Annotated in this window: 24 protein-coding genes; 8 read left to right on the forward strand and 16 right to left on the reverse strand. The window is 63.6% G+C overall.

The window, feature by feature from the left end; genetic code table 11:
• The first annotated feature begins 20 nt into the window (after positions 1 to 20).
• The 3 genes from FJ543_RS24700 to FJ543_RS24710 are packed head-to-tail and all read left to right on the forward strand — an operon-like array spanning position 21 to position 2,819.
• Complete coding sequence (locus FJ543_RS24700; protein ID WP_140877916.1) at positions 21 to 1,166, forward strand: ATP-binding cassette domain-containing protein; 1,146 nt, start codon at positions 21 to 23, stop codon at positions 1,164 to 1,166.
• Positions 1,159 to 2,019: a 2-aminoethylphosphonate ABC transporter permease subunit gene (locus FJ543_RS24705; protein WP_140877918.1), complete on the forward strand. Its 861-nt coding sequence runs from the start codon at positions 1,159 to 1,161 to the stop codon at positions 2,017 to 2,019. Before FJ543_RS24700 ends, FJ543_RS24705 begins: the two co-directional genes overlap by 8 nt.
• A gap of 2 nt (positions 2,020 to 2,021) precedes the next feature.
• Positions 2,022 to 2,819 carry an ABC transporter permease subunit gene (locus FJ543_RS24710; RefSeq protein WP_140877920.1) on the forward strand — a complete coding sequence of 266 codons (798 nt, stop codon included), beginning with the start codon at positions 2,022 to 2,024 and terminating at the stop codon, positions 2,817 to 2,819.
• Positions 2,820 to 2,830: 11 nt separating this feature from the next.
• On the opposite strand, the gene FJ543_RS24715 is transcribed toward FJ543_RS24710, so the two are convergent.
• The 8 genes from FJ543_RS24715 to FJ543_RS24750 all read right to left on the reverse strand — a co-directional run bounded on the left by FJ543_RS24715 (position 2,831) and on the right by FJ543_RS24750 (position 10,114).
• Complete coding sequence (locus tag FJ543_RS24715) at positions 2,831 to 3,280, reverse strand: MaoC/PaaZ C-terminal domain-containing protein (RefSeq protein WP_181174093.1); 450 nt, start codon at positions 3,278 to 3,280, stop codon at positions 2,831 to 2,833.
• Positions 3,277 to 4,353, reverse strand: a complete 1,077-nt coding sequence (locus FJ543_RS24720; protein WP_140877924.1) for a Gfo/Idh/MocA family oxidoreductase — start codon at positions 4,351 to 4,353, stop codon at positions 3,277 to 3,279. The genes FJ543_RS24715 and FJ543_RS24720 overlap by 4 nt, the downstream gene beginning before the upstream one ends.
• The gene (locus tag FJ543_RS24725; RefSeq protein WP_015319057.1) at positions 4,346 to 4,675 is read right to left on the reverse strand and encodes an L-rhamnose mutarotase; all 330 of its coding nucleotides are present in this window, start codon (positions 4,673 to 4,675) and stop codon (positions 4,346 to 4,348) included. Before FJ543_RS24725 ends, FJ543_RS24720 begins: the two co-directional genes overlap by 8 nt.
• A gap of 9 nt (positions 4,676 to 4,684) precedes the next feature.
• Positions 4,685 to 5,797 (reverse strand): mandelate racemase/muconate lactonizing enzyme family protein, encoded by a 1,113-nt coding sequence (locus FJ543_RS24730; protein WP_140877926.1) that lies wholly within the window; start codon positions 5,795 to 5,797, stop codon positions 4,685 to 4,687.
• Positions 5,798 to 5,802: 5 nt separating this feature from the next.
• Positions 5,803 to 6,900 carry a sn-glycerol-3-phosphate ABC transporter ATP-binding protein UgpC gene (gene ugpC / locus FJ543_RS24735; RefSeq protein WP_140877928.1) on the reverse strand — a complete coding sequence of 366 codons (1,098 nt, stop codon included), beginning with the start codon at positions 6,898 to 6,900 and terminating at the stop codon, positions 5,803 to 5,805.
• Positions 6,901 to 6,904: 4 nt separating this feature from the next.
• A complete protein-coding gene (locus tag FJ543_RS24740) occupies positions 6,905 to 7,771 on the reverse strand; it encodes a carbohydrate ABC transporter permease (protein ID WP_140617472.1) in 867 nt (288 codons plus the stop codon).
• A 2-nt stretch (positions 7,772 to 7,773) separates the two neighbouring features.
• Complete coding sequence (locus tag FJ543_RS24745; protein ID WP_140877930.1) at positions 7,774 to 8,670, reverse strand: sugar ABC transporter permease; 897 nt, start codon at positions 8,668 to 8,670, stop codon at positions 7,774 to 7,776.
• A gap of 124 nt (positions 8,671 to 8,794) precedes the next feature.
• On the reverse strand, positions 8,795 to 10,114 hold the full coding sequence (locus tag FJ543_RS24750; protein WP_140724430.1) for a sugar ABC transporter substrate-binding protein: 1,320 nt from the start codon (positions 10,112 to 10,114) through the stop codon (positions 8,795 to 8,797).
• 169 nt (positions 10,115 to 10,283) lie between these two features.
• Between FJ543_RS24750 and FJ543_RS24755 the strand changes: the two genes are divergently transcribed.
• Positions 10,284 to 11,069 carry an IclR family transcriptional regulator gene (locus tag FJ543_RS24755; protein WP_023771193.1) on the forward strand — a complete coding sequence of 262 codons (786 nt, stop codon included), beginning with the start codon at positions 10,284 to 10,286 and terminating at the stop codon, positions 11,067 to 11,069.
• A gap of 64 nt (positions 11,070 to 11,133) precedes the next feature.
• A complete protein-coding gene (locus FJ543_RS24760; RefSeq protein WP_140877932.1) occupies positions 11,134 to 11,973 on the forward strand; it encodes an amidohydrolase in 840 nt (279 codons plus the stop codon).
• A gap of 9 nt (positions 11,974 to 11,982) precedes the next feature.
• Here FJ543_RS24760 and FJ543_RS24765 read toward each other — a convergent pair whose 3' ends face one another.
• The 3 genes from FJ543_RS24765 to FJ543_RS24775 are packed head-to-tail and all read right to left on the reverse strand — an operon-like array spanning position 11,983 to position 14,842.
• Entirely contained in the window at positions 11,983 to 13,131 is a 1,149-nt protein-coding gene (locus FJ543_RS24765) for an extracellular solute-binding protein (RefSeq protein ID WP_015319049.1), read from the reverse strand.
• On the reverse strand, positions 13,128 to 14,288 hold the full coding sequence (locus FJ543_RS24770; protein WP_015319048.1) for a CaiB/BaiF CoA-transferase family protein: 1,161 nt from the start codon (positions 14,286 to 14,288) through the stop codon (positions 13,128 to 13,130). The genes FJ543_RS24765 and FJ543_RS24770 overlap by 4 nt, the downstream gene beginning before the upstream one ends.
• 2 nt (positions 14,289 to 14,290) lie before the next feature.
• Positions 14,291 to 14,842: a MaoC family dehydratase gene (locus FJ543_RS24775; RefSeq protein ID WP_140877934.1), complete on the reverse strand. Its 552-nt coding sequence runs from the start codon at positions 14,840 to 14,842 to the stop codon at positions 14,291 to 14,293.
• 198 nt (positions 14,843 to 15,040) lie between these two features.
• Here FJ543_RS24775 and FJ543_RS24780 point away from each other — a divergent pair, with 198 nt between their 5' ends.
• Complete coding sequence (locus FJ543_RS24780) at positions 15,041 to 16,138, forward strand: lactonase family protein (protein ID WP_140823451.1); 1,098 nt, start codon at positions 15,041 to 15,043, stop codon at positions 16,136 to 16,138.
• A 25-nt stretch (positions 16,139 to 16,163) separates the two neighbouring features.
• Here the strand turns inward: FJ543_RS24780 and FJ543_RS24785 are convergent, their stop codons facing one another.
• The 3 genes from FJ543_RS24785 to FJ543_RS24795 form a co-directional block, all read right to left on the reverse strand.
• Positions 16,164 to 17,156, reverse strand: coding sequence for a Tim44 domain-containing protein (locus FJ543_RS24785; protein WP_140617466.1), 993 nt, complete (start codon positions 17,154 to 17,156; stop codon positions 16,164 to 16,166).
• A gap of 74 nt (positions 17,157 to 17,230) precedes the next feature.
• On the reverse strand, positions 17,231 to 17,530 hold the full coding sequence (locus FJ543_RS24790) for a zf-TFIIB domain-containing protein (protein ID WP_140617465.1): 300 nt from the start codon (positions 17,528 to 17,530) through the stop codon (positions 17,231 to 17,233).
• 185 nt (positions 17,531 to 17,715) lie between these two features.
• Positions 17,716 to 18,705 carry a zinc-dependent alcohol dehydrogenase family protein gene (locus FJ543_RS24795; protein WP_140877936.1) on the reverse strand — a complete coding sequence of 330 codons (990 nt, stop codon included), beginning with the start codon at positions 18,703 to 18,705 and terminating at the stop codon, positions 17,716 to 17,718.
• A gap of 103 nt (positions 18,706 to 18,808) precedes the next feature.
• On the opposite strand from FJ543_RS24795, the gene FJ543_RS24800 reads away from it, so the two are divergent.
• Complete coding sequence (locus tag FJ543_RS24800; protein WP_140877938.1) at positions 18,809 to 19,711, forward strand: LysR family transcriptional regulator; 903 nt, start codon at positions 18,809 to 18,811, stop codon at positions 19,709 to 19,711.
• Between the two features lie 94 nt (positions 19,712 to 19,805).
• Positions 19,806 to 21,452: an acetolactate synthase large subunit gene (locus FJ543_RS24805; RefSeq protein ID WP_140877940.1), complete on the forward strand. Its 1,647-nt coding sequence runs from the start codon at positions 19,806 to 19,808 to the stop codon at positions 21,450 to 21,452.
• Positions 21,453 to 21,489: 37 nt separating this feature from the next.
• Here FJ543_RS24805 and FJ543_RS24810 read toward each other — a convergent pair whose 3' ends face one another.
• Positions 21,490 to 22,659: a substrate-binding protein gene (locus tag FJ543_RS24810; RefSeq protein WP_140877942.1), complete on the reverse strand. Its 1,170-nt coding sequence runs from the start codon at positions 22,657 to 22,659 to the stop codon at positions 21,490 to 21,492.
• Between the two features lie 41 nt (positions 22,660 to 22,700).
• Positions 22,701 to 23,402, reverse strand: a complete 702-nt coding sequence (locus FJ543_RS24815) for an ABC transporter ATP-binding protein (RefSeq protein WP_140661557.1) — start codon at positions 23,400 to 23,402, stop codon at positions 22,701 to 22,703.
• Between the last annotated feature and the right edge of the window lies 1 nt (position 23,403).

A 23,403-nucleotide genomic window follows, 5' to 3' on the forward strand; every position in this document is an offset into this window, starting at 1 on the left:
GCAATCCGGAGAACAATGCCATGTCGGCCGCCGCCTTCACGGGCCCTAGTGTCACGGACATCGACGCCGCGAAGGTTCGCGGCGCCGGCTCGAACGTCCACTTCGACAAGGTCGTTGTCGCCTATGGCGCCCATGTCGTCCTGCATCCGCTGACCCTCGACATCGCGCCTGGCGAAATCCTGGCGATGATAGGCCCGTCCGGCTCCGGCAAGACGACCGCTCTGCGTGCCGTTGCCGGCTTCGTGCGGCCGGCAAGCGGCCGCATCCGCATCGGCGCCACCGACGTCACCGATCTGCCGCCCTATGAGCGTGGGCTCGGCATGGTGGTGCAGAACTACGCGCTGTTCCCGCATATGCGGGTCGAGGACAACGTCGCCTTTGGCCTCAGGGCACAAGGCGCCGACAAGGCGCTGATCGGCGAACGGGTGAAGGATGCGCTCGCCACCGTCGGCATGGCGACGTTTGCCCGGCGTTATCCGCGCGAGCTTTCGGGCGGCCAGCAGCAGCGCGTCGCGATTGCGCGGGCGCTTGCCGTGCGGCCGCGCGTGCTCCTGCTTGACGAACCGCTTTCGGCGCTCGACGCGCAGATCCGCCGCAACATGGTCGAGGAGATCGCCCGTCTGCACCGCAGCCTGCCGGGCCTGACCATCCTCTACGTCACCCACGACCAGACCGAGGCGCTGACGCTTGCCGACAAGATCGCCATCATGCGCGACGGCAGGGTCTGTTCGCATGGACCGACGACCGAACTCTATCGCCGTCCGCCAAACCGCTTCACCGCCGAGTTTCTCGGTCGCGCCAACCTTCTGCCGGTGACGGTTGCCGAGGCTGCGGGCCCGAAAGGCTTTGCCATGGCCAAGCATGGCGATGCCGTACTCGCCGGTGCCGGTCGCGGCGAGAAGGTTGGCGACAAGAGCCTGCTTTGCATCAGGCCGCAGCATCTGAGCCTGACGGCCGACAGCGAGCACACCAACCGCATTGTCGGCACGCTCAGGGAGGTGCACTGGCAGGGTGAACTCACGCATCTGGTGCTCGATGTCGACGGCACGCCGGTGCGCGTCTCGGCAACGAAACTGCCAATGGCCTTGCCGGAACCCGGCACAGAGGTGCCGCTGTTCTTCGCGCCGGCCGATACGTCGCTTCTTCCGGAAGACGCCGGTGTCTGAAGCGCTCGCCATTGGTATGCCGACGGCCAGAAAGCGAGAGCCGGGCCGGCTGTGGATCGTGCCGCCGGCGGCCCTGCTGGCACTGCTGTTCTTCTACCCGCTGGCGCTGATTGTACGTCAGGCCTTCCTCGACGACAGCGGCGTCGCCAATGTCGCGGAGATCGTCCGCGTCATGCATTCGCGCTTCTTCCTCAACGCGCTGGTCAACACGGTGACGATCTCGGTCACGGCGACCGCCGGATGCCTGGTCGTCGGCCTGGTGCTGGCGCTGATCCTCGCCTTCGTGCCGTTTCCCGGCAGCGGCTTCATCGCCAGGCTGATCGACACTTTCATCGCCCTGCCGACCTTCCTGGTGACGCTGGCCTTCACCTTCCTTTACGGCTCCGCCGGCATGCTCAACTCCGGGCTGATGGAAGCCTTCTCGCTGCCGCTGCCGCCGGTCGATTTCCTTTATTCGACATGGGGCGTCGTGCTGGCCGAGGTCACGGTCTACACGCCCTTCATCCTGCGGCCGCTGCTTGCCGCCTTTTCGCTGGTCGATCGCGGCCAGATCGAAGCGGCAAGCGTGCTTGGCGCGCGACCGTTCCGCATTGTACGCCAGGTCATTCTGCCGGCGGCGGTCCCCGCGCTCATCGCCGGCGGCAGCCTCTGCCTGCTCCTCACCGTCAACGAATTCGGCATCGTCCTGTTCATCGGCGCCAAGGGCGTCATCACGCTGCCGCTGCTGATCTATGGGAAGGCGATCCAGGAATCGGCCTACCAGGTCGCCTGCATCATCGCCGTGGTCAACATAGCCCTGTCGCTCGGCCTGTTCGGTCTCTACCGGTTCGCTGCCGGCCGGTTGGGAGTCTAGCGATGCTGGTCTGGTCACGTCCCGGCCGCTTCGTCATCTGGGTGATCTTCGCGCTGATCTTCGGCGTGCTGTTCCTCGCGCCGCTGGCTGTCATCCTCTTGTCCAGCCTCGCCGACCAATGGAACGGCGTGCTGCCCAATGGCTTGACCACGGAGCACTACGCGGATGTCGCCAAGGGCGCGGCCTGGAACGCGGTCAAGGCGAGCCTCGTCACCGGCTTCGCGGCAAGCGCATTGGCGCTGGTCAGCGGCACCTGGGCGGCATTGTCGCTTCGTCTTCAGGGTCACATCTTGAAGCGTTTGCTCGGCCTGCTGTTCTTCATCCCGAGCGCTGTGCCTTCGGTGTCGGTCGGCCTTGGCCTGCTGGTTGCGTTCAGCCATCCGCCGCTGTTGCTCAACGGCACGATCGCAATCGTCATGATCGCGCATTTCGTGCTGATCTCGGCTTTCACCTTCGGCAATGTATCGGCCGGGCTTGCGCGGCTGTCGCCCGACTTCGAGCAGGTCGCGTCGAGCCTTGGCGCACGCCCTGCCTATCGGCTCCGGCATGTCACGCTGCCCTTGCTCACCCCCTATCTGGTCGCGGCCTTCGGGCTGAGCTTCGCGCTGTCCATGGGCGAGCTTGGCGCGACCGTGATGGTCTATCCGCCGGGCTGGGTGACGCTGCCGGTGTCGATTTTCTCACTGACCGATCGCGGCGACATCTTTGCGGGGGCGGCGCTCACCATGATCCTGGTGGCGGCAACGCTGGTCCTGCTGCTCGGTCTGGAGCGCATCACCAAGCGCGCTACCGGCGCATAGCGGACATTGCGTCAGGCCGGCTGGCGTTCGACGATGTAGATGTGGTCGGCCGCCAGCACCACCTCGCCGCGCTGGTTGATCACTTCGCAGCGCTCGATCACCCGCCCCGAAGCGGGGCGCTTGGGGTCGTCCTCCTTGGCCGCGATGGTGGTGCGTGTGCGGATCGTGTCGCCGATGAACACGGGCTTGATGAAGCGCAGCCGGTCGTAGCCATAGGAAAAAGCGACGGGATTGATGACCGTTGCCGTCAGCCCGATGCCGACCGAGAACACCAGCGTGCCATGCGCGATGCGCTGGCCGAACTGCGTCGTCTTCATGAACTCGGCGTCCATGTGGTGCGGGAAGAAATCGCCGGTGTGACCGGCATGGACGATGAAGTCGGTCTCGGTAATCGTGCGGCCGCTGGTCAGCCGCGTCGAGCCGATCTCGTACTCCTCGAAATACTGGATCTGTTCCATCAGGGCCTTTCCGCGATCGGCGTCGCCGGCGCCGCGCTCGAACGATAGGCGGCTTCCACCAGCGCCATTGTGTTCCATGCGTCCTCGACCGAACTGATCAGTTCGGCGTCTTCGCCGGATGCAAAGCGCTGGACATTTGCCATGCGCCCGACAAAGGCGTCGGGAAACCACTCGCCGGCCAAGGGCACCGCGATCCAGTCCGATCCGCCCTTCGGATAGATTTCCAGAATGTCCGGCTCGCCCCGGGGATAATCGAGATTGAGACCGAGCTTGAGATAGGCGGCACCCTCGGTGCCGCAGACGCGAAATTCGCAGGCCTGATGCCGGCGCCCGAACTTGTGGTCGTGGTTGATCGATAGCGCGCAGCGTACGGTGTCGCCATAGTCGAGAATGGCGCTGGTGCGTGTCTGCGCCACGGAATGATTGGGATGGCCGAGCGTCTTGGCATGCACGCCCTTGGGGTCACCGAGCAACTGCCGGATCAGGTCGAGATAGTGGATCGAGTGCATGGCGATCTCGACGCGCGGCGCCTTGAGCAGGAATTCCCACAACTGCCACGGCGTCGCCAGCGCCAGCCAGGCATCGAAGTCGACGACCTCGCCGAGCCAGCCCTTGGCGATGGCGTCCTTCAGCGCCAGCATCATCGGCGCGAAGCGGAGCTGGAAATTCACCGCCGCCTTGAGCTTCTTGGCGCGGCAGATTTCGAGGATTTCGCTTGCCTCCTCGAGATAATTGCCCATCGGCTTTTGGATCAGTGCGACCGCATCGTCGGGCAGAGCCTTCAGGATATCGGCGTGCCGCCCCGGTGGCGTTGCCAGATCGAAGATCGCGTCCTTAACTCCAGCGGCTTCTTGCACCGAGCGGAACGCCTTCACGTCCCATTTATCGGCCAGGGCGCGCGCCTTGGCCTGGTCCGGATCGTAAAGACCGGCGATCGGAAACCCCGCTTTTCGGTAGGCCGGGAAATGCGCGTCGCCGACAATCGACCCTCCACCGAAAGTGACGATCGGTCGGGGTTGTGAGGGTTTGGCCCAGGCCTGGACGAGTGAGGCAGGGTCGAAACCGGCCTCAGTCATGGTGGAAGACCTCGTCCATCGAAGCCCACCATTCACCCTCCTTGCGGGTCGCAAGCGGCTCCTGGCAAGGTATGCAGACGGCCCACCATTCCTGCGTCCTCGGATCGGCCGCCATCTTGGCCATGTCGGCCTCGTAGTCGGTGCCGTGGTATTCGAAGGTGCTGAACAGCAGGTTCTCCGGCCGCTTCAGGTAAATGGAATAGTTCTTGATGTTGCATGCCGAAATCATGGTCAGCACGTCAGGCCAGACGGCGGCATGGAGGCGAACATAGTCCTCGACCTTCTCCGGCTTCAGCCCAAGCACAAATCCCATCCGCTGCATATCAGCTCCTTATGTCGTGATCGCCGTGGTGAATTCGGCGATGCTCATGGCCTTGACCGCGTCCCAGTCCCAATCGATGCCGATACCGGGCTCGTCGGGCGCCAGCGCATGCCCATCCTCGATGCGCATGTGCTTGCCGGTCAACTGGTCGAGTTGCGGAATGTACTCGACATACCTGCCGTTCTGAACAGCGCAGGTCAGGCTGACATGCAATTCCATCAGGAAATGCGGGCAGACTGGAATGTCGAAGGCCTCCGCCGCATGGGCGATCTTGAGCCAGGGCGTGATGCCGCCGATGCGGCCGACATCGACCTGCACGATCGAGCAGGCGCCTTTCTGCATGTATTCGCGGAAGTGCCTGACGGAATAGAGCGACTCGCCGATGGCGATCGGCGTCGGCGTCGAATTCGACAGCCTGATATGCCCGTCTATGTCGTCGGCCGGCAGCGGCTCCTCGATCCAGGCAAGATCGAGTTCTCGAAGCCTCGCCGCGCGCCGGATCGCCTCGTCAACGGAGAAACCCTGATTGGCGTCGGTCATGATCTCGTAGCCGTCGCCCACCGCCTTGCGCACCGCCGACAACCGCGCGAGATCCTCGGAGCCATGCGGCCTGCCGATCTTCACTTTCGAGCCGCGAAACCCCTTGGCCTTGGCGGTCACCGCATCGTCGACCAGCGCCTGCGTCTCGATGTGCAGCCAGCCGCCTTCTGTCGTGTAAAGCGGGCAGCGGTCCTTGGCGCCGCCAGCGAGCTTCCATAGCGGCAGGCCCTGTTTCTTCGCCCTGAGGTCCCAGAGCGCCGTGTCGATCGCCGCGATGGCGATTGCCGTGATGGCGCCGATCGTGGTGGCGTGGGTGGCGAATTCGAGATCGTGCCAGATCGCTTCGATCATATCAGGGTCGCGGCCGATCAGGCGCGGCACCAGATGGTCGGACAGGAGCCGCATCACCGACGAGCCGCCGGTGCCGATCGTGTAGCTGTAGCCGGTTCCGACCGCGCCATCGGAATCGGTGATGGTGACGATTGGCGTCTCTTGGCTGACGAAGCTCTGGATCGCGTCGGTGCGCTTGACCTTGGGCACAAGGTCGACCATGCGCAATTCTATCTTTTCGATCTTGGCCATGTCGGTCAACTCCGCAATGTCTTTCCGGTCTCAGCGGCAAACAGATGCGCCTGCGACAGGTCGAGGCTCATGGCGACGCGCTCGCCTGGCTTCAGCGGCCTGGGGTTCAGCATGCGAGACACCCAGTCACTGCCGTTGAACTCGACGAACACCAACGTCTCGTTGCCGAGCGGCTCGGTGACGGTGATCGGCAGTTCGATCTGATGCACGTCGGCCGCGCCGCCGGAGCTGATACCATGGCCGGTCGGATAGATGTCGTCTGGCCGCAACCCGAACACGACTTTGTCGCCGGCAGCGACGTTGACCTTGAACTGACCGGGCAGGGGCAGCTTGGCGCCGCTGGCGAAAACCAGCTGACCGTCGTCGACCGTCGCCTCGTGCAAATTCATCGGCGGCGAGCCGATGAAGCCGGCAACGAAGCGCGTGGCTGGCCGGCGGAACACTTCATCTGGGGTGCCAACCTGTTCGATATGTCCGTCGCGCATGATGACGATACGATCGGCAAGCGTCATCGCCTCGACCTGGTCGTGGGTGACGTAGATCACCGTCGATTGCACCTTGGCGTGCAGCTTCTTGATCTCGGTGCGCATCTGCGTTCTGAGCTTGGCATCGAGATTGGAAAGCGGCTCGTCGAACAGGAAGACGTCGGGGTCACGCACGATGGCGCGGCCCATGGCGACGCGCTGGCGCTGGCCGCCGGACAGTTGCGATGGCCGACGGTCGAGCAAAGCATCGAGCCCCAGGATGGCCGAGGCCTCGGCGACGCGGCGATCCATGTCGTCCTTGGCGGCGCCGGCGATCTTCAAGGAGAAGCCGAGGTTTTCGCGCACCGTCATGTGCGGGTAGAGCGCATAGGACTGGAACACCATCGAGATGTTGCGCGAACGCGGCGGCAAATCGTTGACGACGCGCCCGCCAATCTCGATCGAACCGGCGCTGATCTCTTCCAGCCCGGCGATCATGCGCAGCGTCGTCGACTTGCCGCAGCCGGAAGGACCGACCAGCGCGATGAATTCGCGGTCGGTGATGTCGAGGTCGATGCCATGCACGATCTCGATATTGCCGTAGCGCTTGGTCAGCTTTTTGAGGGAAACCGTTGCCATGAGATCAGCCTTTCACCGCGCCGGAGGTCAGGCCGCCGACAAGGTGCTTCTGGACGATGAAAGTGAGGGTGAGCGCCGGAATGATCATCACCACGGCGAGCGCGCACATGCCTCGCCAGTCGATGGTGAACTCGGCCGTGTAGTCGAGCAGGCCGACCGGCAGCGTCTTGGCGCTGACCGAGCGGGTCAGTTGGGAGGCCAGCGCGAACTCGTTCCAGCAGGTCAGGAAGGCGAAGATCGCGGCCGATGCGATGCCTGGTCCGGCGAGCGGGAACTCGACCTGCCAAAAGGCCTGCCAGCGCGTGCAGCCGTCGATTTGTGCTGCCTCGGCGAGATCCTTCGGCACCTGGCGAAAGAAGCCGTCGATCAGCCAGATGGTGAAAGGCACGTTGAGCGCGACATAGGCAAGGATCAGCCCGAAATGCGTGTCGATGATACCGAGCCGCACATAGAGGAAGAACAGCGGCAGCGACAGCGCGATACCGGGCACCGTGCGTGTCAGCATCAGGCCGAGGAAGACGCTCGATTTCCCGCGAAAGCGATAGCGCGCGAAGGCATAGCCGCCCGCCATGCCGATGGCGACCGCGATCACCGTCGAAGTCACCGAGATGATCAGCGAGTTGCGGAAATATTCGATGACAGGGATGCCACCCTTGCCGATGCCTGAGAACATCGCGACATAGGCGTCGAACGAAATATCCTGCGGGATCCACACCGGCGGCTTGGCCATGATCTCGACCGTCGGCCGCAGCGACGACAGGACGATCCACAAGCCCGGCAGGCAGATGGTCAGCATCGCCAGGAACAGGCCGATGCGATAGACGATATCAAGCAGCCTGCGCTTAAGGCGGGCGGAAGAATTCTCGTCCATCTTCACCACTCCGCGCCGATTTGCGTGCGCGCCGCGGCGAGCTTGTTGAAGAAGTAGACTGTGAAGGCGATCGACAGCAGGATCGAGAAATACGCCATGGCGTTGGCCATGCCCATGCGCCCGTCGCTGTAGGCGGTGCGTGCGACCAGAGTCCACAAAAGCTCCGTGCGGCCGGCCGGACCGCCATCGGTCATGATCTTGACGATGTCATAGGCACGCGCCACGTCGAGCGAGCGGATGGTCATGGCGATGTAGGCGAAGGGCATGACGAACGGCCAGGTCACATAACGGAAGGTCTGCCACGGCGTGCAGCCATCGACGCGCGCCGCCTCGATCGGCTCTTTGGGCATGGCGAGCAGCCCGGCGAGGATCAGGATGGCGAAGATCGCCGTCGACGACCAGATCTCGGCAACCGAGATGGCGATGAAGGCGAGGTGACCCTCGATCAGCCACGGGATGGCGTCCCTGGTGATGCCAAGCGACTGCAGCGCATTGTTCACCAGGCCGATATTGTCGTTGAACATGAACTTGAACTGGAAGCCGACGAGGATCGGCGAGAACATCATCGGAAACATCATCAGCGTGCGCAGGATGCGCTGGCCGCGCGTCGCCTTCTCAACCAACATGGCGAGACCAAGGCCAAGCAGCATTTCAAGATTGAGCGCGATCGTCAGCAACAGAACGGTACGGCCGAATGCCCACCAGAAATCGGTGTTGGCCAGGATCGACAGGTAATTCCTGAGGCCGATGAAGACGAAGAACGTCTCGGGCTTGGTCAGGCGGAACGGCGTGAAGCTTGAATAGAGCGACAGAAGCAGCGGCACCACGACGACCGCCGCCAGAACGACGATGGCCGGAAGCAGCAGCAGGAACGGCGCGGATGGCTTGAGGCCCTTCATCGGGCTCCTCTGGTGTCTGGCATTCAAATTTGGGCAGAGGCCCGACATGATGAAACGGGCAACGCCGGCAAAAGGCGATCGCCTCCCCCATTCACGATGGGGAAGGCAATCTTGGGAGCAATGCTTACAGTTTGCCAGCGTCCTGCAGGATCTGCGTCGCCTTGGCGGCGGCTTCGTCCAGTGCCTGCTTGGAGGTCTTGTCGCCGAGAATCGCGGCCTGCAACTCGGGATAGACGGCGTTCGAGATCTCGATCCACTCAGGCGTCTGCGGCACGGCGAAGGCGTGCTTGGCTTCTTCCTGGAAAGCCGACAGAACCTCCTTCTTGTAAGGGTCGTTGGCGGCTTGCTGCAGGTCCCAATCCCAGACCGCGGTGCGCGTTGGCAGCGGGCCGGCGGTGGCCTCGAGCTTCTGGCTGTCCTCGTTGGTCAGCCACCATACGAGCGATGCCGCTGCCTCCTTGTTCGGGCAGTTCTCGGTCACCGAGAAGCCATGGAAGCCCGACCAGCCGGTGCGCACCCCGGCGGAACCTTTCGGCGCGACCTTGACGCCGACATTGCCCGCGACTTTCGACGATTTCGGATCGTTGAAGAAGCCAGCCCAGCCCGGCCAGTCCAGATTGATGGCGACGGTGCCCGAGGCAAAGCCCTGGCCGAGATCGTCCCAGAGGTAGTTGGTGGTTCCGGCCGGCACGGCCTTGGCCTTGTAGAGGTTGACGAACCAGTCGAGCGCCCGGATGCCGGCTTCGGAATTGAAGACCGGCTTGCCGTCCTTGTCGAGATATTCGCCGCCCTCGGCGACGACCATTTCGTAGAAGCGGCCATTGATCGCCTCTTCCTTGCCGGCAAACTGCGTGCCGTAGAAATTGGGCGGGTTGGCGAAGAACTCAGCCTGGTCGGTGACTTCCTTCCAGGTGTCCGGCGGCACCAGGTCATAGCCGTATTTGGCCTTGAACTTGGTCTTGTTGTCGGCGTTCTCGTACAGGCTCTTCTGGTAGTAGAGCGCCGAGACGTCGAACTGCGCGCGCGGCAGCATTTCCAGCTTGCCGTCGATGGTTGCCGCCTTGATCGTCGACGGCACGAAGGCGTCGATCTCCGACTTCGGCAGGAGCTTGCTGAGGTCGGTGTAGAGGCCGGTGTATTGCGGCGCGAAGGAGGAATGATTCCAGCCGACGCACCAGTTGGTGCTGCCCGAGGCGATGTCGGACTTCAATTCCTTGTCGATGTCGAAGCCGTTCTTCTTGGTCAGGATGTTGACCTTGGCGCCTGTCGCCTTCTCCCATTCGGGAATGCGCTCGTAGAGCTTCTCATATTGCTGGCCGCCGATCAGCTTCACGTCGACGGTCACGCCGTCGAACTTGCCGGGCAGGTCGCCGGCAAGGGCGGTGCCTGCGCCTGACGCAAGCATCAATGCGCCGGCGCATACGCCGGAAAGCAGTCTGTTCATTGGTATCCTCCCTGGGTGCGCCTCGGTGGCGCCCGCAACTCGTCACGTGACAAGAAATGCTACATTCATATACAAACAAAACATTCATCCGTACGTCAAGGCGAAATTTGTTTCCGCCTGGCCGCGTTCCTGCGTATATGAAGAGTTGAATTCACTGGAGGGATGAGCCATGGACGACAGCGAAGACGAACGTTATCGCGCGCCGGCGCTCGACAAGGGGCTCGACATCCTTGAGCTTCTAGCGGGCGTGGACGGTGGCCTGACCCAGGCGGAAATCGCCAAGAAGCTCGACCGCAGCCCCAATGAATTCTACCGCATGCTGGACCGGCTGGTGCGGCGCGGTTACGTCACACGGCTCGATGGCGATCGTTATTCGCTGACGCTCAAGCTGTTTGGCCTGGCACAATTGCACGCGCCGGTGCGGCGGCTGGTTTCCTATGCGACGCCGCTGATGCGCGAACTGGCCGAGACCTCGCAGCAGGCCAACCAACTCGTTGTTTTTGATCGTGGTTCCGCCGTGGTGATAGGACAGCAGGAGGCGCCGAACTACTGGGGGATTTCGATCCGGGTCGGCTCCCACATCAGCCTGTTCGACACCGGTTCAGGCCATGTCCTGCTCGCCTTCCGTTCACCGGAAGAGCGGCAGATGATGATCTCGGAGCACGTCCGCAGCACCGACAAGACCGCGCAGCCGGCCGAGTTCTTCGCCCGTCTCGACCAGATCCGCGACCGCGGCTACGAGATGATGGCTTCCATGCAGACCGCGGGCGTCTTCAACCTTTCCGCTCCGGTGCGTGGTTCCGACGGCAAGGCCATAGCGGCGCTGTCGATCCCCTACATTACGGTCGTCAACGCGCCCTCGGCACCCGACATCACCCGCACCATCGAGTTGCTGCTCGCAACCTGCGAGAAGCTGTCGCACCTCGCTGGGTCGGCCGTCGGTTCATCGGCCTGAATTCTTATTTGAATGAAGAATTCCTCCGTGAGAGGATCGAAAAAGCTACAGGGAGGAGCCCGCCATGATCATCGACACCCATTTGCATCTCATCGATCGCTCGGCGCTTCGCTACCCCTGGCTTGCCGGCGTACCGGCACTGAACCGCGATTTCTCCTATGAGGAATACGCCACGGAGGCAAAGCGTGCCGGTGTCGAACGCGTGCTGCACATGGAGGTCGATGTCGACCCGGCCGACATCGAGGCGGAGACCGCCCGTGTCGAGGGCCTCTCGCGGCAAGCGGGCAGCATGCTCTCTGGGACAATAGCATCCTGCCGTCCCGAAGACGCTGACTTTGCCGCTTATCTCGAACGCCAGCGGACAAACCCCTTCGTCAAGGGTTTCCGCCGCGTCCTTCACGTCGTGCCGGACGATCTTTCGGAAGGCGCGCTGTTCCGTGACAACATCAAGCGGCTTGGCGGCACCGGCCTGACCTTCGACCTCGTCGTGCTGCCGCATCAGATTCCCAAGGCGATCGCGCTCGCCGAACTGGCGCCCGACGTACAGTTCGTCCTCGACCATTGCGGCGTTCCCGACATCAAGGGCGGAGCCGAGCATCCCTGGCGCGAACACATGAGCGAGATCGCACGGCGCCCGAACGTGATGGCCAAGATTTCCGGCGTGGTCGCCTATGCCGACGCCGCCAATTGGACCGTCGATACGCTGCGGCCTTACGTCGAACACACCATCAATTCGTTCGGCTGGGACCGTGTCGTCTGGGGCAGCGACTGGCCGGTCTGCACGCTTGGTGGCGGTCTCTCGACCTGGGTGGCGGCGACCCATGCGCTGCTCTCGGGTTGCAGCGTTTCGGAGCGTGACAGGCTGTTGTCGGGCAATGCCCGCAAGCTTTGGCGGTTGAAATAGCGACCTCGCTCAGCTCTCGCCAGGCGAGGGGGAACTGGCCCGGAACAGGCTGATGAGATCGGCGACGACCCGGCCGGCAGGATGGCCGGAGGTCAGGCCGGAATTGATGCGGTCTGACGCCGCCTGCTGGAACGCCATGTAGCCGTCATGGCGCGGCCGCACCCAGGCGCCCTCCAGCGTCGCGCGCGTGCCTCGATAGAAGTTGCCGGCCACTTCATTGATAGTCTGGTCTTCCCAGGCAGCCGCATGGCCCGGCTGGCCGCCGGCGGCGGCATAGATGCCACGCTGGACATCGCCGCTGGCGACCCAATAGGCAAAATCGATCGCTGCCTCTTTAGCCTTGGAGAAGGCTGATACGGCTATGCCTGTGCCGCCGAGCGCCGAGCCGATCGGACCATTGGAACCGACCGCCGGGATGTCGGCAAAAGCCAACCTGTTGGCGCGAAAACCCGACGCCGCATAAGAGACGTAGCCATAGATCAGCGGCGCGCAGACAATGCGGGAACCAGCCTCGGCCATGCGTTCCGAAACGGCGATCGGGTCCATGTCGAAGCACGTCGGGTCGACCAGCGCGGCGATCTCACGCATCGTCTCGAAGACTTCGCAGCCCGTCTCGACAGCGATGAGATCGCCCGACGGATCGGTCGCGCAGGGATGCCCGAGATTACCGACCAGCGTGTAGAAGGTCATCAGGCAATGCGGCGGTCGCAGCGGCAGCAGCACGCGGCCTTGCCGGGCGAGATCGAGCACTTCGCTCCACGTCGCTGCCGGCGCATCGAGCGCGTCCGGCCGCCAGGCCTGCACTTGGCTGGCCGCATCGATCGGAAACGCCCATTGCCGGTCTTGCCATGTGTAACTCGGATAGGACTGGCCAACGCTCCCCGACGCAAGCGCGGCGCGTTCCGCCTCGCGGCCGGCGACGTCGAGAGGCTCGAGGCAGCGCTCCGCGGTGATCTGGCCGACATGCGGATGGTCGATGACGATGAGGTCGTAGGCGCGCGCCAACTCCTCGACCGGGAAGGACTCGAAATCCTGCAGCGAACGCTTGTCCCATTCGATGGCAACTCCTGTCCGCTCGCGCCATAGAGCCGAGCAGGCAACCATGGGATCATAGCCACGCGGATGGCTCCAGGTCATACCCCTAAGCTTGAGGCTCACAGGTCGAACTCCTCGCGGATTTTTGCGCTGTGCTCCCCGATGCGGGGTGCCGCGCGGTCGACCTTGGCCCTGATACCGTCGACCCTCAGCGGCGAACTGGTGGTGAGGATCGAGACGTCGTCCTCGCGCGTCACCGTCTGCAGCATGTCGAGGGCCTGAAAACCCTCGCTTGCCAGCATCTCCGGCCAGGTCAGCACCTTGGCGCACCAGATGTCGGCGGGTTCGAGAATGGCCAGCCAATCGTCGATGGTCTTGGTCGCGATTCTCTGGGCGATGATCGCCTTGATATCGTCGCGCGCGGTGAACCAGGATGCCGGCTTGTCGCGATAGGGAGCCAATTCATCGAGCGACAAAAGGTCGGCCAACTTGGGGATCGGCGTCATGGCGATGGCGAGATAGCCGTCCTTGGCCGGATAGACTCCGTAAGGCGCCGAGAGATAGGCATGCGCGCTGCGGAAGCTCGAGCGCCTGGGCAGGCGGCGCCCGTCATTGAGATGCGTGGTCAGCACCTCGAACTGGAAGTCGACCAGCGCTTCCAGAAGGCTGGTCTCGATATGGCTGCCCTGGCCAGTGATGCCGCGCCGCACCAGTGCGGCCAGGATGCCTTGCGCGCAGGCCGCACCCGCCAGCATGTCGCCGATGGCGAGGCCGAACGGCACCGGTCCCTGGTCTTCGTCGCCGTTCAGCCACATCACGCCGGAGCGCGACTGCGCCAGCAGATCCTGGCCCGGGCGCTTCACCCACGGGCCATCCTCGCCATAGCCGCTGATCGAGGCATAGACCAGGCGCGGATTGATCTGGCGGACGGTCTCGTAGTCGAGGCCAAGGCGCTCGATGACGCCCGGTCGGAAATTCTGGATCAGCACATCGGCCTTGGCCAGCAGCCCGCGCAATGTATTGAGGTCCGCCTCGTTCTTCAGATCGATGGCGAGGCTTTCCTTGGCCCGGTTGATGGCATGGAAGATGGTGGAATCGCCGCCGATCTCGGTGTCGCTGAGATAGAGCCGGCGCGACAGGTCGCCGCCGTCAGGACGCTCTATCTTGATGACGCGGGCGCCGAGATCGAGCAGCCTGAGCGAGCAGTAGGGTCCAGACAGGAACTGGCTCATGTCGACGACGACGAGACCGGCAAGCGGCAATTCGGCTGCTGCCGGCATTTCTACTTCTCCGTCTTGCCGACGAAATCGGCAGGGTTGCGGTACTTCACCGTCTGCAGATGCTCGCAATAAAGAACGAGCTCGCCTTCGCCCTTGAACACCTCGTAGCTGGCGCGGATCAGCCCCATCTCCTTGTAGCGGGGGTGTTTGTCGAGGTTGGAACGGATCGAATAGATCGTGTCGCCGATGAAGACAGGCTTTATGAATCGTAGCTTGTCATAGCCATAGGAAAAAGCGTTGACGCAGTTGGTGGCGACCAGCCCGAGGCCCGCCGAGAAGACGAACGCGCCGGCAATCAGCCGCTTGCCGAAAATGCCCTCGCTCTCGGCAAACATCTGGTCCTGCACGTAAGGATGGATGTCGAGCACCAGTGCGTTGAAAAGGTGACTGTCGCCCTCGGCCATGGTGCGACGCAGCGAGCGGATTTTCTGGCCGACCGGCCAGTCCTCATAGAACCAGTTCTCGGCGTTCCACACCGGCAGGGCGGCATGATCGGCGGGCATATTCCTGGGATGCGTCGAGACAACGCCAACGGTTGGCGCGAAATCGCTCATGGCGTAGTCCACCGGGCTCGCGAGAGCGCCCATCCAGCCATTCGAGCACGCTTCAAAGCGCCTGGGTGCACGACGTCTCCTCCCGTCAATCTTCTTTTGTAAATACTATTTTCACATATGGGGTTGCGTTGCAAGCGAGGACAAGCGAAATTTTGGCGGTCCCACGGTACTGAGCACCGGCGGGCAGGGAGGGAAAACATGCGCAAAGCCTGTCTGGTCTTCGTCGGCAGCCTGAACCGCGAAGCGCCTTATTTTCAGAGTGCGCGAGGCGTCGGCCTTGGTGTCTACAGCTTCGACGAGGAAACGCTGCAAACAAGAAAGCTGGCCGAGACGAATAATGTCGACAACCCTACCTTCCTGTCGGTGACACCGGATGGCTCGCGCATCTACGCCAATTCGGAAGTCTTCACCTGGCGCGAGGGCACGGTCTCGGCCTACAGCTTCGATCGCGGCTCGGGCACGCTCGCCTATTTGAACAAACAGCCATCGCTGGGCAGCATCACGGCGCACAATACCGTCACGCGCGACGGCACCAAACTCCTGGTCGCCAATTACGGCATGGGCGAGGGTGGTCCGGACCGAGCGGTGGCTGTGTATGGTTTCGACGGGGAGGGCGCACTGTCCGCGCCATTGGCCAGCGTTTCGCACAAAGGCACCGGCCCCAACGCGACGCGGCAGGAACGCTCGCATGCCCACAGCGTCACCGAAACCATTGCCGGTGGAACGGCAATCGTCGCCGATCTCGGCATCGACCGGCTGGTGTCCTATCGGATCGGACAGAACGGAAGTCTGGTGAAGCTCGCAGAGTCCGCGCTCCCTCCGGGTGCCGGCCCGCGTCACATTGCCTTGCACCCGAACGGCCGCTTTGTCTTTGTCATGAACGAGCTGGATTCGACCGTCGCGTCGATGGCGCTCGACAATGCGACCGGCAGGCTATCGATCATCGACACCAAGCCGGCGGTGCCGGCCGAGGCCCGCGACAGCAATCACTGCGCCGATATCCAGATCTCGCCGGACGGCCGTTTCGTCTATGGCGGCAACCGTGGCCACGACAGCGTCGTCATCATGGCGGTCGACCAGCAGACCGGCAGCTTAAGTCTTGTCGGCTATGTCCCTTGCGGAGGCGCCACGCCACGCAACCTGGCGCTGACGCCTTCGGGCGGCCATCTGTTCTCCGCCAACCAGAATGCCGACCGCATTTCGATCTTCGTCCGCGACGCCGGCAACGGCATGCTGACCAATACCGGGCGCAGCATCGAGATCGGCACGCCGATGTGTGTCAAGATCGTCGCGTGACCGCCGGCCAGCAGACTAGCCGGGCTCAAGCCTCTTGGATGGCCGAGAGCTTCCAGGTCGAGCCATTCTGGCGCGTGAACGTCCACAACTCGGTCGTCTCCGTCGGATGCTCTTCGTCGCCCTCGACGACCTTGCCGCTCGCCCGTTCGCGCATCACGTCGCGAGACTCGTAGCGCAACGCCGCCGTGGCGTAGTCGCGGTCATCCTCGCGCCAGCTTTCCGCGATGTCGGCCTGCAGCAGGGTGACGTCGGACACTTCGTTCCTGAGACCTTTCTGGGCATTGTCGGCCAGCTCTTCCGAGAGATAGGATACCATCTCGGGCGTGACCGACCGGCGCAATGCCGCATGGTCTTCGCGCCCGAACGCTTCCTGGACATCGGTCAACAGCTGCTGGAACGCGTCAAGGTCGGCCTGGGCCAGCGTGATCTCTTCGGATCGGGTGGTCTCGTAGCCTCCGCCCGATCCGCCGCCAAACCCGGGAATTGTGAAGGAGCCAGCGCTGCTCGTGTTCTGCTGTGCCGTTGCGCGGTTCTCGAACCGTGAAGCTTGGGCATCGCCCATGCCGGCGAGCGCGGGCGCGGGGCCACGCGCGGATTGCGACCGGAAGAACCTGATGGCCAGCATGATCGCGCCACCGATGAGCAGGGCCTGGAGCAGGAATCCGAACATGCCGGCGAGGCCGCCGAAACCTTGGCCAAGGAGCAGTCCGATCAGGCCGCCGATCAGCAGGCCGCGCATCATCGTTCCACCGAAGCCGCTCATGAAGCCGGGCCTCTGCAGGCCGGTCTGTGGTTGCCGGGCAGCATTGTTGACGCCGGCGTTGGGTGTCATCGAACGCTCGACCGGAGCGGTCGGCGCCGGCGCGGTCCGGGTCGGCGGTGCCGATTGGAACGTGCGTGTGCCGCGGCTGCCGAAACTGCCGCCGCGCCGCGCCTCGGCATGATCGATCGCGACCATGGAGAATGCAAGGAACAGGCCGGCAAAGAGGGTGACAAATCGGCTTGTGCGGGAAATCATCGGGGTGACCTTTATCGCTGTGGTTTCGGACGTTTTCGGCAAAGGCTGGCCTCGGGAAGACCGGGCTCATATGGTCAATCGAACAGCTCTTCGAAAAATGATTTCTTCCGCTTCGGATAGCGGTGGCCATGCGAGCGGGAATAGTCGCCATCGCGGTCCCGGCTGTGTTGCGGCTGGGCAAATGGCGCCGGCTGTGGCTGCGGCGCGGGAGACGCGTCCCTGGTGGACCGTTCGATGATCTTGTCGAGTTCGCCACGATCGAGCCAGACGCCGCGGCACTGCGGACAGTAGTCGATCTCGATCCCCTGGCGTTCGCTCATCACGAGGGCGACGCGGCAGGAGGGGCAAACCATGCCGAGGAGGGAAGATGTCATGTGGGGCTCCTAACCAGAAAGTAATGAGCCCACTTAACCGAAAGGAATGGAAACGGGCCCGTTGAAGCGGTCCGACATCACGGTCGCCAAAGCGACAGTCAGAGGGGCCCGGCCCGCACACGGGAGTTAGGAATGCGGGACGAAGCCTTCAAGGGGCAATGTTGCCGGTGAGAGCGATTTGCTGCTCAAACCGTCACCACGATCTTGCCGAACTGCCCGTTCGATTCGAGATAGCGATGCGCCTCGACGATCCGGTCGAAGGGAAAGATCCTGTCGATGATCGGCCTGAGCGCGCCGTCCGCGAGGCCTTCGAGGATGAATGCCTTGGCCGGCTCCAACTTCTCCGGGTTGCCGGTGATCTCATGCACGAGATAGCCGCGCAACGTCAGTGTCTTGCCCAGTACCGCAGGCAACGGGAACGGCGTCGGCTGGCTGCTGAGGCCGCCATATTCGATCAGAATGCCGCCTCGCGACATCGCCGCAGTCAGCGGCTCGAAGATCGGCCCGCCGATCGCATCCAGCACCACGCGCACGCCTTGCGGCCCGGCGATCTGGCTCAGTCTGTCGGCAAGTTCCTCTTCCTCAAGGACCACGACATGCGCCGCGCCGGCGTCGAGCAGAGCCTGCCTCTTCACCGATGTCCGCGTCACCGCGATTGCTATCGCACCAACGCTGTTGGCGATCTGGATCGCTGCAAGCCCGACGCTGCTCGAAGCCGCCGTGATGACGACGACCTCTTCGCGGCGCAGCCTGGCGATGTCGATCAGCGCGCCGTAGGCGGTGAGGTACGGCATCCAGACCGCCGCCGCGGTTTGCCAGTCGAGGGACGCCGGATGCTTGACGATGAGCCCCGCGGGAAAGGTGACAAGCTCACCGTAAGCCGGCCAGCGAACCATCGATTGCGGCGGGATGACGCTCACGGCGTCACCATGTGCCAGCCCCATCACGCCTTCGCCAATTGCCTCGATGACGCCCGCCGCTTCCAGCCCAAGCCCGGAGGGCAGGACGGGTGTCTCAATGTAGCTGCCCGCGCGCAGCAACGCCTCGGCGCGGTTGAGGCCGAGCGCCTTGACGCGGATCTGAACCTCGCCCGGACCCGGTGGCGGAAGGTCGACCTCCTCGATGCGCAGGACCTCGGGACCGCCATGCTGGTGGAAGCGAATGATACGGGCCATTTGGCTCACTCCAAAATATTTGACACTGAATGAGCTATGACGCGAAAGCTTTGTGCGATAAACGGCTGTTTGGATTGTTCAGTAGAAACCAGGAGTTTCGAATATGGATAGGCTCGAGAGCATGGCCGTGTTCGTCAGGGCGGTCGATCTCGGCTCGTTCGCGGCGGCGGCCACCGCGCTCGATCTATCCGGACCGATGGTCGGCAAGCATGTCCGGTTTCTCGAGGAGCGGCTTGGCATGCGTCTGATTAACCGGACCACGCGCCGCCAGAGCCTGACCGATTTTGGCCGCGCCTATTATGAGCGGTGCCGCCTGGTGCTGGCCGAGGCCGAAGCGGCCGATGCGCTCGCCGCCGACCAGCTCTCGGAACCGCGCGGAAAACTGCGTGTCACCATGCCGGCGCATTTCGGGCGCCATTGCGTCGCCCCCGTGCTGCTGAAGCTGGCAGGGCAGTATCCAATGCTGGAACTCGAGCTGTCGCTCAGCGACCGCTTCGCCGATCTCGCCGAGGACGGTTTTGACCTCGCCATCCGGACCGGCGGTCTGGACGACAAGGCCGGCGTGATCGCGCGTCGCCTTGCACGCCAGGACATGGTCGTCTGTGCCGCGCCTTCCTATCTTGAAATTCATGGCGAGCCACGGCGGATCGAGGACCTCGCCGATCACCAGGCGATTGTCTACCGCCGGCTCGGCATGATCGTTCAGCCGTGGCTATTTCCGCGCGAGGGGCAGACTGCGCTCGAGGTCACCCCAAACGGCCGGCTGCGGCTCGACGATCTGGATGCCATCGCCGATGCCGCCGTCGACGGCATGGGACTGGCGTGGTTGCCTTACTGGCTGGCTCGCGAGCGCATCCAGGTCGGCACGCTGGTCGAGCTGTTGCCGGACCAGCCGCGCTATCCCTACGATTGTCATGCGCTCTGGCTGCGGACGCCGCATCTGTCGCTCAAGGTCCGGCTGGCCGTCGACGCATTGGCGGCCGCCTTGCCGAAAATGATGGCGTGATCGCCAACAGACGACATGCGCTCTTTGAGGCGTGGCGTTCCGGTGCCATATGAAGATGGCTTATGGAATGCGCGCATCGCAGGAGAGACGGTTCATGACCAAGGGTTCGGATCTGTTCGTGGCGGCCCTCGAAAATGAAGGGGTCGAACGAATTTTCGGCATTCCGGGCGAAGAAAATCTCGACATCGTCGAATCCATTCGCCGCTCGTCGATTCAGCTGATCCTGACGCGCCACGAGCAGGCGGCCGCCTTCATGGCCGCCACCTATGGCAGGCTCACCGGCAAGCCGGGTGTGTGCATCACCACGCTTGGCCCCGGCGCGCTCAATCTGACCACCGGCTCTGCCTATGCGCTGCTCGGCGCGATGCCGATGATCATGATCACCGGCCAGAAGGGCATCCTGTCGTCCCGGCAGGCGCGCTTCCAGATCGTCGATATCGTCGCGGCGATGAAGCCGCTGACCAAGCTGTCGCGCCAGATCGTCTCGCCCAGGATGATCCCGTCGCTGGTGCGCGAAGCCTTCCGCGTCGCCCAGGAAGAGCGCCCCGGCCCCGTGCACCTCGAACTGCCGGAAGACATCGCGGCGGCGGAATGCGAGCCGATCGCGCTGGTGCCGACACATCCGGTCGAATTGCCCCTGGCCAGCGCTGGCGCGCTCGATCGCGCCGCCCGCATGATCATCGAGGCCAAGCGTCCGCTGCTGATGTTCGGCGCCGCGGCGTCGCGCCCGCGGGTGACTCCCGATGTCGCCCAGTTCGTGCTGCGAACGCAGATTCCCTATTTTACCACGCAGATGGGCAAGGGCACGGTGCCCGGCGGCACCGAACTCTACATGGGAACGGCGGCTCTTTCGGAACGCGACTACGTGCACGAGGCCATCGAACAGGCCGACCTGATCATCACCATCGGCCACGACACGGTCGAGAAGCCGCCCTTCATCATGGGGGCGAAAGGACCGAAGGTTATTCATGTCGGCTACCAGACGGCTGATGTCGAGCAGGTCTATTTCCCGCAAGCCGAGATCGTCGGCGACCTCGGCCCGTCGCTGGCGCTGCTGGCGGACCGCATCGAGGGCAGGATTCCCAACGCGCAGGCCCTGCTGCCGCTGCGCGAAGGCATTTTGAGCCGCATCGCCGCGCGCGCCACCGAAGACCGTTTCACGCCGCAGCGCATCGTACATGATGTGCGCGCCGTGATGCCGGCGGATGGGATCCTCGCGCTGGACAACGGCATGTACAAGATCTGGTTCGCGCGCAACTACCGCACGCGCATGGCCAACACGCTGCTGCTCGACAATGCGCTGGCCACCATGGGTGCCGGCCTGCCGTCGGCGATGATGGCGGCACTGCTCTATCCCCAGCGTCGTGTCATGGCTATCGCTGGCGATGGGGGTTTCATGATGAACAGCCAGGAACTGGAGACTGCTGTCCGGCTCAAGCTCAACCTCGTCATCCTGCTGCTGGAAGACCACGCTTATGGCATGATCCGCTGGAAGCAGGCTGTCGACGAATTCCCGGATTTCGGCATGACCTTCGGCAATCCCGACTTCGTCAAATACGCCGAAGCCTATGGCGCCAAGGGCACCAGGGTTGGCGCGATAGCCGACCTGCAACCGGCGTTGGAACAGGCCTTCGCCGGCGGCGGCGTGCATCTCGTCGTGGTGCCCATCGACTATTCCGAAAACACCAGGGTGCTCGTCGACGAATTGCGAGAGCGACTGCCGGCGCCAAAGGCACCCTGACGGCAGCGGCAAAGCCGCCGTCAGGATCGGTTGATGCCTACAGCTTGCAGTAAGGCGTTACCGGCGCGATCGTGCCGAAATCCTTGACGATCTCGTAGCCGATGCCGTCCGCCGCCGCCTTGCCGACATAGGAATGGCAGAGCGTGTGGTTGTTGCTGGCATCGACCCGGATCTTGCCTTGTGGCGCATCGAACTCGATCGTCGGCAGCGCCTTGAGCACATCGTCGTCCTTCAGCGAGCCGGCCTTCTCGGCCGCCAGCGCGTAGAGATGCAGGCCGTTATAGCCGGCCTCGCCGATGCCATTGACCATCTTCTCCTGGCCGAATTTTTCGCGGAAGTTCGCTATGAACTTCTTGTTGACCGGGTTGTCGAGCGCCATCCAGTAGGGCTGCGGCGCGTAGGTGCCGGCGGCGACGCCAGGCGGCAGCGCGTCCTTGTTGAAGACCTCGTCGAGCGGTGCGATCAGAGGCTGCTTGATGTCGAAGCTGCGATACTGCTTGAGCTGCGTGACGGCGTCGTTGCCGACCACCATCGACCACACGACATCGGGCTTCAGCGACTTGATCTTCTGGAAGGCCGGGCCGAAATCCGTGGTGCCGAACGGATAATAGTCGGCGCCGACGATCTTGCCGCCGGCCTTTTCATAGGCGGCTGTGATCGCCTCGGCCATTTTCTGCGGCCAGGCGTAGTCGGAGGCCATGATGTAGATGGTCTTGCCGAGGTTTTCGGCCACCCACGGCATCATCGGGTCTACCTGCTGCATCGGGATAGGTCCGGTGGCGACGAAGTAGCGATTGCATTCGCCGCCCTCGAAATTGGTCGGGTAGAAGAACAGCTTCTTGGCCTTCGAGGTGACGGAAAGCGTGGCGCTGCGCTCGGGCGAAATGATCGTTCCCATGATCACGTCGACCTTGTCCTCGTTGAGGAGCTTGCGGGCCTTGTCGATGGAGCCCTTGGTCGTGGTCTGGTTGTCCTCGATGAAGAGCTCCACCTGGCGCCCGCCAATGCCGTTGGCGGCGTTGAGTTCGGCGGCGGCGAGCTTGTAGCAGTTGAGCAGCGTCTCGCCGAGGATCGCCTGCAGCCCGGTGATCGGGATCGACAGCCCGACCTTGACCGTGTCTGCGGCGCGCAGGATTCCCGGCGCGCCGACCATTGCGAAGGCGGCCGCGGCGCCGCCGGATTTCAGAACAGTTCTTCTGTTTATCATTGTTGTGTTCCCTTCCAGTCCAGGCGCGCCCCATGCACGCCTTACAAAGCCAAGAGGTCCTTCAGCAGGGTCTCGTCGGCGAATGCTTCCGGCGTGCCCTCATGCACGATCCTGCCCTTCTCCATCACCAGGCAGCGGTCCGCCGCCTTGAGGACGAGATCGAGATTCTGCTCGACCAGGACGATGGCGATGCCGCGCTCGCGCGCGATGCGCGGCACCAGCTCGGCGATCGACTGCACGATGTTCGGCTGGATGCCTTCCGAAGGCTCGTCGAGCAGCAGCACCGACGGCAGGCCGCACAGTGCGCGGCCTATCGCCAGCATCTGCTGCTGGCCCCCCGAGAGCGTACCGGCGGTCTGCGCCTCGCGCTCGCGAAGGATGGGAAAATAGCCAAAGATGTCGGCTGGAATGTCGCCGTCGCCACGATCCTTGGCGGCGCGCGTGCCGACTTCCAGGTTCTGCCGCACCGTCAGCTGGTTGAAGATACCGCGGCCCTGCGGCACATGGGCGATGCCCGCCCGCGCGCGGCGGAAGGCCGGGGCGTTGGTGAGATCCTGGTCGCCGAGAACCACCGCACCGCCGCTCGCCTTCAGGCCCCCGGCGATGACGCGCAGCAGCGTTGTCTTCCCGGCGCCGTTGCGGCCGAGCAGGCCGACCACTTCGCCCGCCGCGACGCCGAGGTCGATGCCGTTCAGCACCGGGAGCAGGCCGTAGCCGGCCGACACGGCAAGTGTCCGCAGCATG

It is taken from the genome of Mesorhizobium sp. B2-5-7 (assembly GCF_006440875.1).
Classification (GTDB): domain Bacteria; phylum Pseudomonadota; class Alphaproteobacteria; order Rhizobiales; family Rhizobiaceae; genus Mesorhizobium; species Mesorhizobium australicum.